Source organism: Planktothrix sp. FACHB-1365, from assembly GCF_014697575.1.
Classification (GTDB): Bacteria; Cyanobacteriota; Cyanobacteriia; order Cyanobacteriales; family Microcoleaceae; genus Planktothrix.
The window spans coordinates 18,616-35,246 of record NZ_JACJSC010000036.1; the positions used below are offsets into that span (position 1 = coordinate 18,616).

Annotated in this window: 14 protein-coding genes; 3 read left to right on the forward strand and 11 right to left on the reverse strand. The window is 40.4% G+C overall.

Translation table 11 applies throughout. The features are described 5' to 3' along the window. Positions 1-10 precede the first annotated feature (10 nt). A complete protein-coding gene (gene gltB / locus H6G57_RS25205) occupies positions 11-4,606 on the forward strand; it encodes a glutamate synthase large subunit (protein WP_190523665.1) in 4,596 nt (1,531 codons plus the stop codon). Positions 4,607-4,798: 192 nt separating this feature from the next. Here gltB and H6G57_RS25210 read toward each other — a convergent pair whose 3' ends face one another. From H6G57_RS25210 to H6G57_RS25220, 3 genes are all read right to left on the reverse strand, one after another. Then, positions 4,799-5,746: a DUF4238 domain-containing protein gene (locus tag H6G57_RS25210; protein ID WP_190523667.1), complete on the reverse strand. Its 948-nt coding sequence runs from the start codon at positions 5,744-5,746 to the stop codon at positions 4,799-4,801. Between the two features lie 62 nt (positions 5,747-5,808). Next, entirely contained in the window at positions 5,809-6,147 is a 339-nt protein-coding gene (locus tag H6G57_RS25215) for a DUF5615 family PIN-like protein (RefSeq protein WP_190523669.1), read from the reverse strand. Further along, positions 6,144-6,368: a DUF433 domain-containing protein gene (locus tag H6G57_RS25220; RefSeq protein WP_190523670.1), complete on the reverse strand. Its 225-nt coding sequence runs from the start codon at positions 6,366-6,368 to the stop codon at positions 6,144-6,146. The genes H6G57_RS25215 and H6G57_RS25220 overlap by 4 nt, the downstream gene beginning before the upstream one ends. Before the next feature lie 113 nt (positions 6,369-6,481). Here H6G57_RS25220 and H6G57_RS25225 point away from each other — a divergent pair, with 113 nt between their 5' ends. Next, the gene (locus H6G57_RS25225; RefSeq protein WP_190523672.1) at positions 6,482-6,694 is read left to right on the forward strand and encodes a hypothetical protein; all 213 of its coding nucleotides are present in this window, start codon (positions 6,482-6,484) and stop codon (positions 6,692-6,694) included. Next, positions 6,691-7,077: a type II toxin-antitoxin system VapC family toxin gene (locus tag H6G57_RS25230; protein ID WP_190523679.1), complete on the forward strand. Its 387-nt coding sequence runs from the start codon at positions 6,691-6,693 to the stop codon at positions 7,075-7,077. The genes H6G57_RS25225 and H6G57_RS25230 overlap by 4 nt, the downstream gene beginning before the upstream one ends. A gap of 383 nt (positions 7,078-7,460) precedes the next feature. On the opposite strand, the gene H6G57_RS25235 is transcribed toward H6G57_RS25230, so the two are convergent. From H6G57_RS25235 to opcA, 8 genes are all read right to left on the reverse strand, one after another. Then, complete coding sequence (locus H6G57_RS25235; protein ID WP_190523681.1) at positions 7,461-9,581, reverse strand: serine/threonine-protein kinase; 2,121 nt, start codon at positions 9,579-9,581, stop codon at positions 7,461-7,463. A gap of 234 nt (positions 9,582-9,815) precedes the next feature. After that, entirely contained in the window at positions 9,816-10,226 is a 411-nt protein-coding gene (locus tag H6G57_RS25240) for a PIN domain-containing protein (RefSeq protein ID WP_190523682.1), read from the reverse strand. Beyond that, a complete protein-coding gene (locus H6G57_RS25245; protein ID WP_190523683.1) occupies positions 10,223-10,489 on the reverse strand; it encodes a hypothetical protein in 267 nt (88 codons plus the stop codon). Before H6G57_RS25245 ends, H6G57_RS25240 begins: the two co-directional genes overlap by 4 nt. Positions 10,490-10,621: 132 nt before the next feature. Then, positions 10,622-11,572: a hypothetical protein gene (locus H6G57_RS25250; RefSeq protein WP_190523684.1), complete on the reverse strand. Its 951-nt coding sequence runs from the start codon at positions 11,570-11,572 to the stop codon at positions 10,622-10,624. 37 nt (positions 11,573-11,609) lie between these two features. Further along, positions 11,610-11,792 carry a hypothetical protein gene (locus tag H6G57_RS25255; RefSeq protein ID WP_190523685.1) on the reverse strand — a complete coding sequence of 61 codons (183 nt, stop codon included), beginning with the start codon at positions 11,790-11,792 and terminating at the stop codon, positions 11,610-11,612. A 106-nt stretch (positions 11,793-11,898) separates the two neighbouring features. Beyond that, a complete protein-coding gene (locus H6G57_RS25260; protein WP_190523686.1) occupies positions 11,899-13,041 on the reverse strand; it encodes a hypothetical protein in 1,143 nt (380 codons plus the stop codon). Between the two features lie 253 nt (positions 13,042-13,294). Further along, positions 13,295-14,632, reverse strand: coding sequence for a response regulator (locus tag H6G57_RS25265; RefSeq protein WP_190523688.1), 1,338 nt, complete (start codon positions 14,630-14,632; stop codon positions 13,295-13,297). Between the two features lie 552 nt (positions 14,633-15,184). Further along, positions 15,185-16,516 (reverse strand): glucose-6-phosphate dehydrogenase assembly protein OpcA, encoded by a 1,332-nt coding sequence (gene opcA / locus H6G57_RS25270; protein ID WP_190523690.1) that lies wholly within the window; start codon positions 16,514-16,516, stop codon positions 15,185-15,187. Positions 16,517-16,631 lie beyond the last annotated feature (115 nt).

The window sequence follows — 16,631 nt, forward strand, 5'->3', positions numbered from 1 at the left end:
ACAAAAACTTATGTCAGGGAATATGGGCTACCCCTATGGGGGTCAACGCTGGTTAGTTGAAGAAAGAGATGCTTGCGGGGTGGGTTTTATTGCCAACCCATCTGGGGGTGCAAGTCATTCTATAATTCAAAAAGCGTTACCAGCCTTAACTTGTTTAGAACATCGGGGGGGCTGTAGTGCAGACCAAGACTCCGGGGATGGTGCGGGAATGATGACCGCTATTCCTTGGGAATTGTTAGCGCCTTGGTTTACAGAACGAAATATTGATATTCTGCAAGAGCCGGAATGTAAATTTGGGGTGGGGATGGTGTTTTTACCCCAAGATAGTGATTTAGCAGCTAAAGCCCGTTCCATTATTGAAACTGACCTCCAACAAGAAGAATTAGTCGTAGTCGGTTGGCGAGAAGTTCCTGTAAAATCGGAAGTTTTGGGAGAACAAGCCAGAGAAAATCAACCCCGCATTGAACAAATTATTGTTTATTCGGGTAAGGGTTATACTGGGGATGATTTAGATCGACAATTGTTTTTAGCCCGTCGTTCCTCTGGAGTCGCCTTAGAAGCTCAGGGGTTAGTTTGGGGTGAGAATATTTATATTTGTTCTCTGTCTTGCCGTACCATTGTCTATAAAGGGATGGTGCGTTCAGCAATCTTAGGAGAATTTTATTTAGATTTAATTAACCCAGCTTATAAGAGCAATTTCGCCGTTTACCATCGACGCTTCAGTACGAATACGATGCCGCGCTGGCCCTTAGCTCAACCGATGCGACTGTTAGGGCATAATGGCGAAATTAATACCCTGTTGGGAAATATTAACTGGATGCGGGCTAGAGAAGGAGTTCTTTCTCATCCGGTTTGGGGCGAGCGCTTAAAAACTTTAATTCCCTTTGTCGATGCTAAAAATAGTGATTCGGCTAATTTAGATAATGTCATGGAGTTGCTGGTGAGAACCGGGCGCTGTCCGTTGGAAGCGCTGATGATTATGGTTCCCGAAGCGTATAAAAACCAGCCGAACCTGAAAGATTTGCCCGAAATTACCGATTTCTACGAATATTATAGCGGCATTCAAGAACCTTGGGATGGCCCTGCATTATTAGTGTTTAGTGATGGGAAACAAATTGGCGCCTGTTTAGACCGTAATGGGTTACGTCCGGCGCGCTATTGTATTACCAAAGATGGGGTGATTATGGTCGCCTCGGAAGCGGGGGTAGTGGATATCCCAGAAGAGGAGATTCAAGAAAAAGGCCGTTTAGGGCCAGGACAAATGATAGCGGTAGATTTAAGTACCCATGAAGTTCTCAAAAATTGGGAGATTAAACAACGGGTCGCCCATGAACACCCCTATCGAGACTGGTTACAACAATATCGTCACGACCTCGAACCCCAACCCTTTGCTGCGGAAAAACAATTAGAACCTAACGACCTCCTCCAACAGCAAACGGCTTTTGGTTATGGCGCGGAAGATTTAGATATCCAAATTGCGGATATGGCGAGTACCGGGAAGGAAGCAACCTTTTGTATGGGAGATGACATTCCCTTGGCGGTGCTATCTGATAAATCGCATTTGTTATATGACTACTTTAAGCAACGATTTGCTCAGGTAACAAACCCGCCTATTGACCCCTTACGGGAACGGATTGTCATGTCGTTGTGTATGCGGTTGGGGAAACGGGGGAATTTGTTAGACGCAAAACCTGAAGATGCTCGACTGTTTAAAATTGACTCTCCCCTGCTGAATGAGGCGGAATTAGAAGCTTTGCATCAGTCGGATTTTCCCACAATCACCCTCTCAACATTATATGGGTTAGAAGGTGGGCCAAATGGTTGTGCGATCGCCTTAACTCGACTGTGTGAAAAAGCCGCAGAAGCCGTTGATCAAGGGAAAGAGATCATTATTCTGTCCGATAAAGGATTAACCGCCGAACAAACCTATATTCCGCCGTTATTAGCGGTGGGGGCGGTTCACCACTATTTAATTAAAACTGGAAAACGCTTAAACGCTTCTATTGTGGTAGAAACAGCCCAATGCTGGAATACCCATCATTTCGCCTGTTTAGTGGGTTATGGGGCATCGGCGATTTGTCCTTATATGGCTTGGGAAACGGTACGCCATTGGTGGTCTACTCCCCTAATTCAGAGCAATATGGAAAGTGGGAAAATTCCTGCCATCACCATCGAACAAGCTCAGAAAAACTATCGTAAGGCGGTAGAAGATGGACTGCTCAAAATCCTATCCAAAATGGGAATCTCGCTGCTGTCGTCCTATCAAGGGGCACAAATCTTTGAAGCCATCGGTATTGGAGAAGATTTACTAGACGTTGGGTTCCGAGGTACGGTGTCGCGTGTGGGTGGGTTAACGATTTCTGAGTTAAGCCAAGAGGTGTATCAATTCCACGCCAAAGCCTTCCCCCTAGAAGCCAAAAAATTAGAAAACTTTGGGTTTGTCAATGCCATGAAGCGGGGTGAATATCACTTAAATAACCCTGAAATGACGAAATTGCTCCATAAAGCCATTCGTTCTACAGAGGGAGATGGATTTGATTTATATGAAATCTATCGTCAATTCATGGAAAACCGCCCGGTGACGGCGTTACGGGATTTGTTAGACTTTAATAGCGATCGCAATTCAATTCCTTTAGATGAGGTTGAACCCGTTGAAGACATTGTTAAACGCTTCTGTACCGGGGGGATGTCCTTGGGGGCTTTATCTCCAGAAGCCCATGAAGTGTTAGCCATCGCCATGAACCGCTTAGGGGGTAAATCTAACTCTGGGGAAGGTGGAGAAGACCCCGCCCGCTTTAAGATTTTTAATGATGTCGATGAAAATGGAATTTCCTTGAGTCGTCCTTATTTAAAAGGATTGCAAAATGGAGACAGCGCCAGTTCTGCCATTAAGCAAGTCGCATCGGGACGGTTTGGGGTGACACCAGAATATTTAATGAGTGCCCAGTCCATTGAGATTAAAATTGCTCAAGGGGCAAAACCCGGAGAAGGGGGACAATTACCCGGTCAAAAAGTCAGCCCTTATATTGCCATGTTGCGGCGCTCTAAACCCGGAGTGACATTAATTTCCCCTCCGCCTCACCATGATATTTATTCCATTGAAGACTTAGCCCAATTAATCTTTGATTTGCACCAAATTAACCCGAAAGCGACGGTTTCAGTAAAATTAGTCGCAGAAGTCGGAATTGGAACCATTGCAGCCGGGGTTGCTAAAGCGAACGCAGATTATATTCAAATTTCCGGTCACGATGGCGGGACGGGTGCGTCTCCCTTGTCTTCTATTAAACACGCGGGGGGCCCTTGGGAATTAGGGTTAACAGAAGTCCATCGGGTGTTAATGGGAAATAAACTCCGCGACCGGGTACGTTTGCGCGTTGATGGCGGTTTCAAAACCGGATGGGATGTGGTGATGGGAGCGTTAATGGGGGCTGAAGAGTTCGGCTTTGGAACCATTGCGATGATAGCGGAAGGCTGTGTAATGGCCCGTATTTGCCATACGAATAAATGTCCGGTGGGGGTGACATCTCAACAGGAACGTCTGCGAGAACGGTTCCCAGGAACTCCGGGTCATGTCGTTAACTTCTTCTATTTTATTGCTGAGGAAGTGCGCCATATTTTAGCGGCGTTGGGATATCGCAAATTAGTGGATTTAGTCGGACGGTCTGACTTGTTGAAACGTCGGGATAACGTCAATGTTGCCAAAACTCAACACCTGAATTTAGAGGTATTAACTCAACCTCCCGTCAGCAGCGATCGCAACTGGTTAAACCATGAACCAATCCATAGTAACGGCCCGGTTTTGGATGATGTGTTATTAGAAGATGTGGAAATTGCCACCGCCATTCAAAATCAAGGGACGGTGACAAAAACCGTGCGCTTGGTGAATACTGACCGGACAGTAGGAACCCGCATTGCAGGTAAAATTGCCTCGCTGTATGGCGATAAAGGCTTTGCAGGACAAATTAACCTTAATTTCACAGGTTCGGCGGGTCAAAGTTTTGGAGCGTTCAATTTACCCGGAATGAAGTTAACTTTAACCGGGGAAGCCAATGATTATGTCGGGAAGGGAATGCACGGGGGAGAGATTATTATTAAACCTCCGGTGGCTGTCACTTATAACCCCTCTGAGAATGTGATTATCGGGAATACCTGTTTATATGGGGCGACAGGTGGAACGTTATACGCCTACGGAAAAGCCGGAGAACGGTTTGCGGTGCGGAACTCCTTGGGTAAGGCTGTAATTGAAGGTGCTGGCGACCACTGTTGTGAATATATGACAGGCGGTGTGGTTGTGGTACTCGGTAAAGTCGGCCGGAATGTGGGTGCTGGACAAACGGGCGGCTTAGGCTATTTCCTCGATGAAGATGGGGAGTTTCCTGAAATGGTGAACCCGGAAATTGTCAAGATTCAACGGGTGAGTACGCCGATGGGTGAACAGCAGTTAAAAGAGTTGATTGAACAGCACGCGGAACGCACGGGAAGCGAGAAGGCTAAAACAATTCTGGCGAACTGGTCGGAGTATTTACCGAAGTTCTGGCAGGTTGTTCCTCCTTCGGAAAAAGATAGTCCTGAAGCGTCGGTCGCGGAATTGGCGGTTGCGATTTAGGAACCTGGTGCGTGCGCTGCGCTTACACACCCTACGGTTTAACTATCACTGTAGGGTGCGTAAGCCTAAGCGCACGCACCATCCCTATAATTGTCACTTAAAGGAAAACCTGGATTTTTCATAGGTTCAAAGAACGTAACTTCGTTCAAATCCCCAAAGTGATAATCATAGGGATAACAGAAGTTTGGCTGTTCAATTTAACCAATTTAACCAGTATAGCCAGTCTTTAAATTCGTCATATATATTATCCTCAAATTCTTTAGTAGTTAAATAATCATAATTCTTGCTTAATATACACTTCCAGTAAGAAAGGGGAGCTTCTTTGCAGAAATTCTCTATATGCTCTTTATGCTTATTTTCCCTAATGTCTATTAATGTAGATTCGCTTTGAGCAATATTAAATGTACATGAGACTGAAAACTCTAGTTGATTAATACATATAGCATCTAGTGTATCAGTATCTTCCTTTTGATAACATAAGCAATACTCTGGGCTGATAGGAAAATAAATTCCTTCTGCTGTTGGAGAGCATAATACAGGAGCATCCGAGATAATAAAATTTACACCTTCATTAGCTTCTATCAGTTTTAATCTAAGATTGTAAATGATATTAGATAGATTGTTCATAAAGTCTGTGTCCAATAAATTCAAGCCTTGAATTTGCTTTCCTTCGCTTTCATCTGAAGACATGGATGTAGCGGTTTGTCTAGCAGCAGGTGTCCTAAACAATTGATATACAACATACTTTGCAAGGCTTTTTTTATCATCATTAGTCAAGACATCAACACTGTGGCTATCCAGTAAATTCTTGATTATTGGAGCTATTTTATCATCAAGTTTAGTAAAAGCCTTTTGGTCATAATTAAGTTTTCGACTTATATTTTTATCTTTATCTGATACAACAGTAAAAGAATAGAAACCTTTTTGGGCACACAGGCGCTTAATACTTGTACCCTTAATATGCCCATTCTTATCTTTCCTCAAACAAAATAAAGGTGAACCCTCTCTCTTAAAATTTTTAAGAATTGAGCGAGGAACATAATGTTGATTATAGTTTTCATCATTCATCAAAGCTAAAACTTTTTCTTGATCTTCTGATTTTGATTTTTGCATTTTATTGAGTAGTAATTGTTCATTCATTTTGCTCTCTCCATTAAATCCTATTCAAAGTTTTTGCTGCTATGAAGTGTTAGCCTGTGCTGTTAGTCTCCTCTGATTTCCACTAACGTCTCCCCAGTTTCCAAAAGTTCTAATGCTCTAGGTAATGTTCCGCTTAAAATCTCGCGCAGCCTAGCATTAGAGGTATTACCACAAGTCAACCAAATAATTTGTGGCGGTGAACCCAATCGATCAACTAAATCAACAAAATCACTATCTTTAGTCATCATAATAACGCCTTGTGCTTTTGCGGCTTCAAAGATTTCAGGATCTTCAGCATCTCTAAGTCCAACATCTCGCAATGCTACTGCTGTCACTCCAAATGTGTTAGTAATCCAGATTGCTATTGCAGGAGATAGGTGTGCATCTACCCAGATTGTCATGCTACTAATACCGGGTGATTAAGTTTCCGCGAGGCATACAAAAGAGATGCTTTCAAATCATCTGCTTCGAGATCAGGCATTTCTTCCAATATATCTTCAGCAGTTAGTCCAGCCGCAAACAAGTCTAACACATCTGACACCCGAATTCTCATCCCTCGAATACAGGGACGACCACCACATTGCCTGGGATTAATTGTGATTCTTTCCAGCAGGGTTGACATTCAAAACGGCTCCATAATCGCTTTCCTCTAGTATGCACTTTTGTTTGCCGTTTAAATAAGAAAACAATTGTATTGCCATATAATCTTAGCATTAAATCAGATAAAAATTGATAATGATTGAATCAGATATCCTCGAAAAACTGCAAGGAACATCAATCGAAGAGCGTATCCTAATCATTGAAGCCATTTTACAAACGGTCAAAAATGATATGCGCTCAACTTCCTTACCACAGCTTACCTCTGAACATCCCCTGCGAGGAAAAGTCATTCGCTATGAACATCCCTACGAACCCGTAGCCGGAGAAGACTGGGATGCACTAACATGATCATCCTAGACACTCATATCTGGATTTGGTGGGTTGATGATCATCCTAAACTCTCACCCCAAAACCGCGACATCATTCAAGCACATCAAACAAGTGGTATAGGAATCAGTATCATTTCTTGCTGGGAAATTGCCAAATTAGTCGAAAAAAATAGACTAACTTTTGAGTGTTCTATAGAAGAATGGCTCGAACTCGCCCTAAAATACCCCGGTATTCAATTGCTACCATTAAACCTGCCAATTATCTTAGAATCTACTCGACTTTCTGGATTTCATGCAGATCCCGCCGATCAAATTATCGTCGCAACGGCTAAGATTAACGGCTTATCATTAATTACTCAGGATGAAAAAATATTAATTTATTTTAAAAACAAAACACCATGATCAACGTCTCGGTTACACCTATCGGCGATCGCAAATACCCCAAGAAACCGGGTTTCTAATTAAAATTAATTGCAACCCATCAAGATATCTATAGAAACCCGGTTTCTGAAAGCGATCGCAAATACTCCAAGAAACCGGGTTTCTAATTAAGTTAATTGCAACCCATCAAGATATCTACAGAAACCCGGTTTCTGAATGCGATCGCAAATACCCCTAGAAACCGGGTTTCTAATTAAGTTAATTGCAACTCATCAAGATATCTATAGAAACCCGGTTTCTGAAAGCGATCGCAAATATCCCTAGAAACCGGGTTTCTAATTGAGATTAATTGCAACCCATCAAGATATCTTGAGAAACCCGGTTTCTGCTACTCCAACCTAACCCTATCGTGCCTCCCACAATTTAATCGTGTTGTCAGAACTTCCACTGGCTAACGTCCGACCATCGGGACTGAAGGCTACAGACCTGACATAATCTGAATGTCCGGCGAGAGTCGCAATTTCCCGTTGACTTGTCACATCCCACAATTTAATCGTCTTGTCATGACTCCCACTGGCTAACGTCCGACCATCAGGACTGAAGGCTACAGACCTGACATAATCTGAATGTCCGGTGAGAGTGGCAATTTGCCGTTGGCTCTGCACATCCCACAATTTAATTGTCTTGTCAGCACCCCCACTGGCTAACGTCCGACCATCGGCACTGAACGCTACAGACCAGGCAGAATCTGAATGTCCGGTGAGAGTGGCAATTTCCCGTTGGCTCTGCACATCCCACAATTTAATTTTGTTGACCCAACTTGCACTGGCTAACGTCCGACCATCGGGACTGAAGGCTACAGACGAGACAAAATCTGAATCTCCGGTGAGAGTGGCAATTTCTCGTTGACTCGGCACATCCCACAATTTAATCCTGTTGTCACTGTCACTGTTTGGCGGGGAAGAATCACTCCCACTGGCTAATGTCCGACCATCGGCACTGAAAGCTACAGATGCGATTGATGAATCGTCACCAATAGTGAATTGACTAATACTTTCCATCTTAAGAGAATTGTCATCATCTAAATCTTTGGTGAGAGTGGCAATTTCCTGTTGACTTTGCACATCCCACAATTTCATCGTCTTGTGACCACCCCCACTGGCTAACGTCCGACCATCAGGACTGAAGGCTACAGACTTGACATAACTTGAATGTCCGGTGAGAGTGGCAATTTGCCGTTGGCTCTGCACATCCCACAATTTTATCGTGGTGTCATTACTCCCACTGGCTAACGTTCGACCATCGGGACTGAAAGCTACAGAGTAGACAGTATCTGAATGTCCGGTGAGAGTGGCAACCAGGGTGGGGTTTTGCCAGGATACTTGGGGTGAGGGGGTGGGTGCGGCAACCCTTAACGGAGTTGGGGACGTTATAGAATTGCTAATGGAATTTTCTGTTGGTGTGGGAGTTAATGGGGCGATGGGTGAGGAATTTTGATTAGAAGTATTTTTATTAGTAAATATTCCATATCCGACTAACAACAATATCCCAACCGATAAACCCACCCAGAAGTTATGATTATTTTGGGCTGGAGGGGGTGGTGTGGGGTTAGGTATAGCTCTTACCGTTGGGGTTGGTGTAGGTCGTAAATCTTGCAATACTTTATGAGCAGAAGAATAGCGGTATTGAATCTGCTCCTGCAATAATTTATTGAGAACTTTCTTTAATTCTGGACTCAAAGGTTGTGATACATATTGTTGCCAACGGGTTATCCAACTGTAACCATATTTTGTAAATAGCTGAAACGGCTCAACTTTTGATAATAAACAAAAACAAGTCGCCCCTAAACTATATAAATCACTGGCGGGGTATGCTTCTCCGTTTTGTAATTGTTCTGGTGCTGCATAACCAAACGTCCCAACACGGGTTCCCACTTGCGTATGTACCACCGTTGCAGCTAAATCTTTCGCTACGCCAAAATCAATTAACACATATTCCCCATTCCGACGACGCATAATATTATCCGGTTTGAGGTCACGGTGAATCACCTTGTTTTGATGAATAAACGTCAGCACAGGTAACAAACTTTCTAACAGTTGTTTGACTTGCGCTTCTGTCCAAACCCCTTGTTGAGCTAAGATAGTATTTAAGGTTTCTCCTTCAATATATTCTTGAGCTAAATACAGTTGATTATTTTCTGAGAAATAGGCTACTAACCTCGGAATTTGCTGATGATCTCCCAGTTGTTCCAGTTTTTCTGCTTCTCGTTCAAATAATTCTAAGACTTTTTGTAGTCCTGCTGTTCCTTGATTATTAACAACTAACTGTTTCACCACACATTTCTTATTCAGTTTTTTCGTATCTTCCGCTAAATAGGTGCGACCAAACCCCCCTTGACCCAAAAATTTGATCATGCGAAACCGTCTGTCCAGCAAGTCGGGGATATGGACACCGCAAGCTTTACAGTAAATTGTACCATCTGGGTTATCTGGGTTGGGACATTGGGGGTTAATGCAACATTTCATTATCGTAGAGGGATAAAATTGTACTGGGATTTTCTTTAATTCTATACAAACCCTACAATTAATTTTAACGGATTTATATAATAATGACAAAAAAATTAGCCAAAAAATAGCTATTCCTGTCATTCTGAGCACAGCGAAGAATCTTTACTATCTCTCAAAACTCCACAGAGATACTTCGTTTCACTCAGTATGACATTAATTAATTATTATTCCTGTTATTCTGAGCTACTGAGTTTAACCAGCAAAAAAAATAACTTTTATTTCTGTGACTCGATGTAAGGGTTTAGTTACCTTTTCTGTAGTAATAAATTCATCAGCATTGACTGAAATAGCAGCAGCAATTTGTAAAGCATCCAAAGCATTTAATCCATATTTTGCTGCTAATTGTTCTGCTAAATTGACAATGGTATCTAAATCATTAGCCAAAATAGTACAACTAGCAAAAAAAGTTTCATAGAAATTAACTTCATCTTGCTGTTGATGATATTTAGCTTTAGTTAAAATTTCTAATCTGACAAAAAAGCTAGAACAAAATTGTCGATCTTTACTATCTAAAATTGAGGTAGCTTTTAAAGATACTATATCAGTCCCCCTAGCAGCAGCAATTAAAACTCCAGAATCTAAATAAGTTAGAATAATTGTCATTTATTTTTACTTCTAATCTCATCTAACTCAGCTTCTATATCATCCAAATCTAATAATTTAATATTTGGATCTTTAATTATTTTTTGTCTAATTTCCCAAAGCTTTTTACCTAATTCTGTCTGGGGTTGGTAAACAATTTCAGTCGTTTCAGATAATTTTTCTTCTGGCTTTTCTGGGTTAATAGCATCTATAAAAGCTAAAACTTTTTCTTGATCTTCTAATTTTAATTTGTGCCATTTATTGAGTAGTAATTGTTCATTCATTTTGTTTTATCCATATAGTAACGCTTTGTGTTTTTACAACTTCAAAGATTTCAGGATCTTCAGCATCGCTGAGTCTAAGATCACATTGCAGGAAACAGGAGAAACAGGCAGGATGCCTGTTCCACTGTTGAATTAATTTTCATTAGTTAAATTAGAGTTTATTAGCTGTTGAAATTCCTCCAATGAATTAACACTGATTGTTTGTAGATGGAGTTGCTTTAATACGGTCATATCATCAATTTGCTTGAGGCTTTGAATTAAGCTTTCGGGTAAAGTTCCAAAGCGAATTTCGAGTAAATCAAAAATGTTTTGTTGAGAATTTTCTTTAGCTCCTCTTGCTAAAGCACGTCTTTCAATATTAGTTAATAAAGGCATTTTCCTCTCCTCCTGATATTGGGTTAATTTTTCCTCAAAACTGAATTGTAATGCTTGCGGTAAAGCCATCATTAAATCGATAACTTTATATAAATCAGCAATTTCTTGGCGATTATAACCTTTTTCGTAAAGTAATCGGGTTAAATTCCATTTCCATTGCTCCCTTTCGGTTAAATTGCTAGTGGTAGCTTTAGTTTTTAAGTGTGCCATTACTACTATAGCAAAAAGATTGTGGCTTTGGGCTAAGTCTTCCCATTGATAATCTAAGAGTTTGACAATGCTAAATTTAATTTTAACTTGACTATCCCCTAAACCATATTGATAGGAATTCGGTCGCCAAGATTGACTTTCATCTCCCAGGATGGCTAAACTGATCACAGGTTTATGATACAGGTCAAACGCTCGATAGTTATAGATAAACATTCTTTGGGAAAATTCTTGATCATATTGACTTTGGACTTCAACATGAATCAAAATCCAAATTTCTTGCTCATCTAATAGCCAAACTTGAAATAATTTATCAGCGTAACGTTTTTCGGTTTCCGCAGAGGCGGTAATTTGTTCTAGTTCTTTATCGAGAGAAATTGGAGGTTTATTCCAATCAATATGTTGATGAATTTCGGGATAAAAAAATGTAAGGAATGACTCGAAATAGTCTCCTATTACTTCTTTCCAGGTTTCATCATAATTAGCCGTGATTTCAGTCATAATTACTAATTCTATTATTTAGATTTAAACCTTCCCTTTAGCCACTAGCATGAATTCCTCTTTCTTTTAACTTCTGCATGAAAAATTCTTCTAAGGTTAATCGAGATAAATTGAAACTCAATAGTTGAGCATTCATGTCTTTTAATACAACTAAAAACGCTTTTGGATCACCTTGTAACATTCCCTGAGAATATTCAGGACTTACGCAGCTACTCCACATATAATGTATTAGTGCGTTAAACTGCCACTAACACACCCTACTGATAGAGGCATTGCGTAAGTCCTGATATTGACGTATTTGTTTTAGAAGTGGGTTTTGCTGCGGGTTAAGGTGTAGGAGGTGTTTGAATAAATTCAGCCGTAGCAATTAACCCTTGTCCGTTACTATCATTAAAAACAATTTCATTTAAGGACGAATCAGGTTGTAAATCAGTAATGGAGTTTCCATTATGCTGATAGAGGGTTGTGACTCCAGCAAACAAAGGATGATTGGGTTTACTCACAGGAATATTACCACTAATTCCGTTGTAAGTTCCCTGATATTTGAGTCCAAAAGCAGCTAGGAACGTATTCCAATTGTTGGCTTCTGCTTGTGAACCGCCTTGACCTGTACCTGCACAGAGGTAAACCTTTCCTCCATTCTGAACGTATTCAATTAAGACCTGGTTATCGATCAGATCACCGCCGATAAAAATCCCGTCATATTCTTGAAGAGTTGCTAAGTTAACACTAATATTCATTCCCTTAGTCCAAGTATGACCTGCATTGGTCATTACTGTTGCTAGAGAGGCTCCAGTTAACCCGAAATTGTTGGAAAGAACATGGAATTTCCCGTTCTGATTACCTACAAAGTAATTGGCAATATTGAGAGCAAATTGAGTTCCATCAGGAGCAACATTGAGTCCGTGATCACTTAATGTCCATTCGTCTGCATTAATCACTATTTTACCGACAGTAGACAAAGCAGGTGTATAAGTTCCAGTGATGCTATGTATGCGAAGACCTGTAGGGCCATTAGAGTTATTCACTTTAAATTCGATGGTATTTTCGCCAACGACAAATCCAGTCGAAATCGTGAATTGACTAACCGTTGTCCAAGACCCTAAAGGAGTAGGATTACCAGCAGAAACCCCATTGATGAGAATATCTGTAACGTTGTCGTCGGCTGAAAGTTCACCAACAATTAAAGCTTCAGAAAAAATGGGTAGAGTAAAGGTTGTTTTATAGATATATTCTCCAACTGGCCCCTGAGCAGAAGGACGATTGGGGCCAATCCATCGGGAAGTTGCGGTATTAGCAACCCAATTGTTTGCTAAAGAATTATCAGGACTGGTAACGGCGGGTGTTACTGTACCAACCGGAAAACTTTCTAGTTGATAGTGAGGGTCTGGAAGGCTATCACCCAACCGATTTCGATCCGGATCAATTCCTGTGTTATAAAGGTCTGTAATTTGTTGTTGATTGTTCATACTGGGTTTCCTCGATTTGAAACGCTAAGTTTCTTCTTTTCGGTTTCTGATTTTACCACGAGAAACGATTTTTTAGTCCTTAATTACTAGCATTGATAGAAAAATGTAAAGAAAGTAAAACCTCACGGGATGGCAACGCCGTTAAAAGACAGATAAAATCAAGAACATAGTTTAAATATCGCTTCAATTCCACTTCGGCACTTGAAATTTATTTGTATTAAAAAATACTTCTTTCTCCTTCTATCATTCACAATTAAAGCCCCAACTCTTTACAAATAGGAATTTCGATAATAAACTCTGATCCTTCTCCTAACTGAGAATGACATAATAATCGCCCTTTATGACTATCTTCAATAATCTTCCGACTAATAGATAATCCCAGCCCTGTTCCTTTTCCGACAGGCTTTGTTGTAAATAAATAATCAAAGGCAAATTTTCGAGTCTCCTCCGACATTCCGGTTCCATTATCCTTAATTGAAATTGCAACAGCACGACTATTAGAAACTAAATAAGTCGAAATTATAATTTGATTGGGACGTTGCAGTAACTCTTGATAGGATTTAGATTGACTCGATTCATTTAAAGCATCAATTGCATTATTAATTAAATTCATAAACACTTGATTTAATTGTCCTGGATAACATTCAACCATCGGCATTTGTCCATATTTTTTAATAATTTTAATATCCGGGCGATAATCTGTGGCTTGTAATAAATGTTTCAAGATTAATAGGGTACTTTCTAAACCTTCATGAATATTAAAAGCAACTTGAACCTTGGTATCGCTACGCGAAAAAGTGCGTAAACTGGTACTAATATTAGAAATTCGATCTGTGCCTAATTTCATCGAAGAAATCAGTTTCGGAAGATCCTCAATTAAATAATCTAAATCAATAGAATCAGCATGATCAATTAAAGACTGATCCGGTTTAGGATAGTAGGTTTGATAGAGTCTTAAATGATTAATTAAATCATTAATATAAATACTCGCATGATTCAAATTTCCTGCAATAAAGTTAATCGGATTATTAATTTCATGAGCTACACCTGCGATCAAATGTCCTAAAGTTGACATTTTTTCACTTTGTACCAGTTGCATCTGGGATTGTTTTAAATCTTCTAATGCTTGAGATAATTCAGCCGTTCGTTCTAAAACTCGTTGTTCTAATTCTTGATTTTTTTCTAATAATTGTTGCGTCAGAGAGCTAATTTTTAAATGAATTTTAATTCGAGCAATGACTTCTTCAGCTTGAAACGGTTTAGTAATATAATCTACAGCCCCAATGGATAAGCCATGAACTTTTTCCAACTTATCCGCTACGGCGGTCATAAAAATGATCGGAATATCATAGGTTTGGGGATTATTTTTCAAGTGTTGACAGGTTTCAAAACCATCAACCCCCGGCATCATTACATCTAATAAAATTAAATCAGGCTGCTCAATCTCTGCTATTTCAATCGCTTGATGACTATGGGTTGCAATTAAAATTTTCCAGCCACAATTATCGATAAAACCCGACAATAAATTAAGGTTTGTTGGGCTATCATCAACAATTAATATAGTCGTTTCTCTAAATGAGTTGGAGTTCATATCGAGTGGAATCTATGTTTTATGGATCAATCAGAATTGTTCCAACAGAAAGATAATTTTTATCTCAACTCAACCCTAGTATCAATGTTAACGACCGTTGATTTACGGATAGATTTTGACGATTTCCCACAAGGAAGACAAAAGGCACAATACTCCTCTATTAAAGATTTCCCTAGATTTTAGGGGGTTAAACTCATTTTATCAAAAAATGGGATCAGGAAGTGACCCTAGCCAAAAGTGAAAGTTTGGCAGTGGATGAATTGCAACCCTTAAAAATACATTTCACAAAATCTCTTTTAAGCTATCAGCACTTCTAAATTTGTTCTATCGGAAAAGAATCCGATATTCCGAAACCTCTTCCATATTAACAAATTGCCAGAAATTATAGGAATTCTAGTTCCCAATAATATTTTAAAATATTGGGAGGATGTCAAGCGGAGCCGTCACTATTTGACGTGATACTTATCACAAAAAATAGAAAATTAGCCGAAAAAAATACCCCATGATCAGCTGTTTGTCACGGGGGAATCACTAAAATCTACTTCAAAGGCACTACTGTAATTTCAGAATTTGAGCCGTCAGACCCAGACTTTCTTCATAGAGAACATCCCGTCCCCAACGTTGTAACTGTTGCGCCATCAGAGATTCGGCTTTTTGATCCGTTGCGGCAATTACCTGTTCCGTCCGACAAGATTGGGCACTTCCTCCGGCTTCCATCCGCATACATCCGGTGGTTTCTGAACATAAAATCGTGCAGCAGTTCGCGTTAGGATTTCCCGACGTTAACCGTAACCCCACTAAATCCCCTGGAATTTCACCATAATCCGCCGTCGGAATAGCTGCGAGTTCTGCCAGAATTTCTTTATCATTGGGCCCCATAAACCGGATATGTTTGAGCTCGTAATCTCCGCCTTGATCGACAAAGGAAAGGGGTTTCCATTCTAAACGACTCGCAAACCATCCTAAAAACATTAAAGCTTGGGCGGCGTTGCCTTTTTCATAGTCAAGGGTGATATTATCGATTTCAACTAAGGAAGTTCGACGTTCAGGAGGATCAAAAGCTGAGGCGGTTAATTCTTGCCAAGGGGAAAGTCGATGCCAATTTAAGTCTGCAATATAGGTTTCCTCTTCAATTAAATCCTGCATTTTTAATAATTCCGATTCAGGATCGCTAAAATAAGAGGAATCCACAATCACACAATTAGAACAACTGGATAATTGTTTAAACAATTCTTGTTCAGGATTGGGTGTTGCTTTCCACCAAACAAATTTGGGCAAATCGGGAATCATTAACGATGAAACGATATTTCCTACCCGTTCTAAAGCGGCTTTTGTGCCTCGCAGGGTGATATATTCACAACACACTAACCCTTCTTCGTGTTTTTTCTGAATCGGGCAATAGGCAGAGACTTGAGCCGTTACTCCCGTATCTTCTCCCAAAGTAGGACAAAGGGTAATAATTCGACAAGGATTTTGGGCGGCGATGGTTTCACTAATACTAAATCCCCGTGCATCCAGATTACTAATCGTTTGTTTTGAAGCGGGAAGTTTAGCAAATTCCTCCCGTAATTTTGTTAAGGTATCGGGGTCAACTCGTCCCGTAATGGGTAAATCATACTGTTTTTGAGCTTCTTTAATGGCATCACGGGTGGCTGTGCCATGAATCCCATCAATACTACCTGCATAGAACCCTAATGTCCCTAACAATTGTTGAAATTCTTCGGGTTCATAAACTACCATGCTAAAGGTTGCCGCACGAGTCGCAATAGCGGTAGTTTTCCCATTTCCAATATTTTGACTCAGCCAAATACTGCTTAATTCAGCTTCAATTTGGCTTAAGGAAATATCCTTCGGTTTTTGTAACGCAACAAGGGGTGTATTCATAACAGTTATCAGTTATCAGTTATCAGTTATCAGTTATTAGTTATCAGTTATCAGTTAATAGTTATCAGTCAACAACTGCGAACTATTAACAGACGCGCCATGGCACGTCTCTACA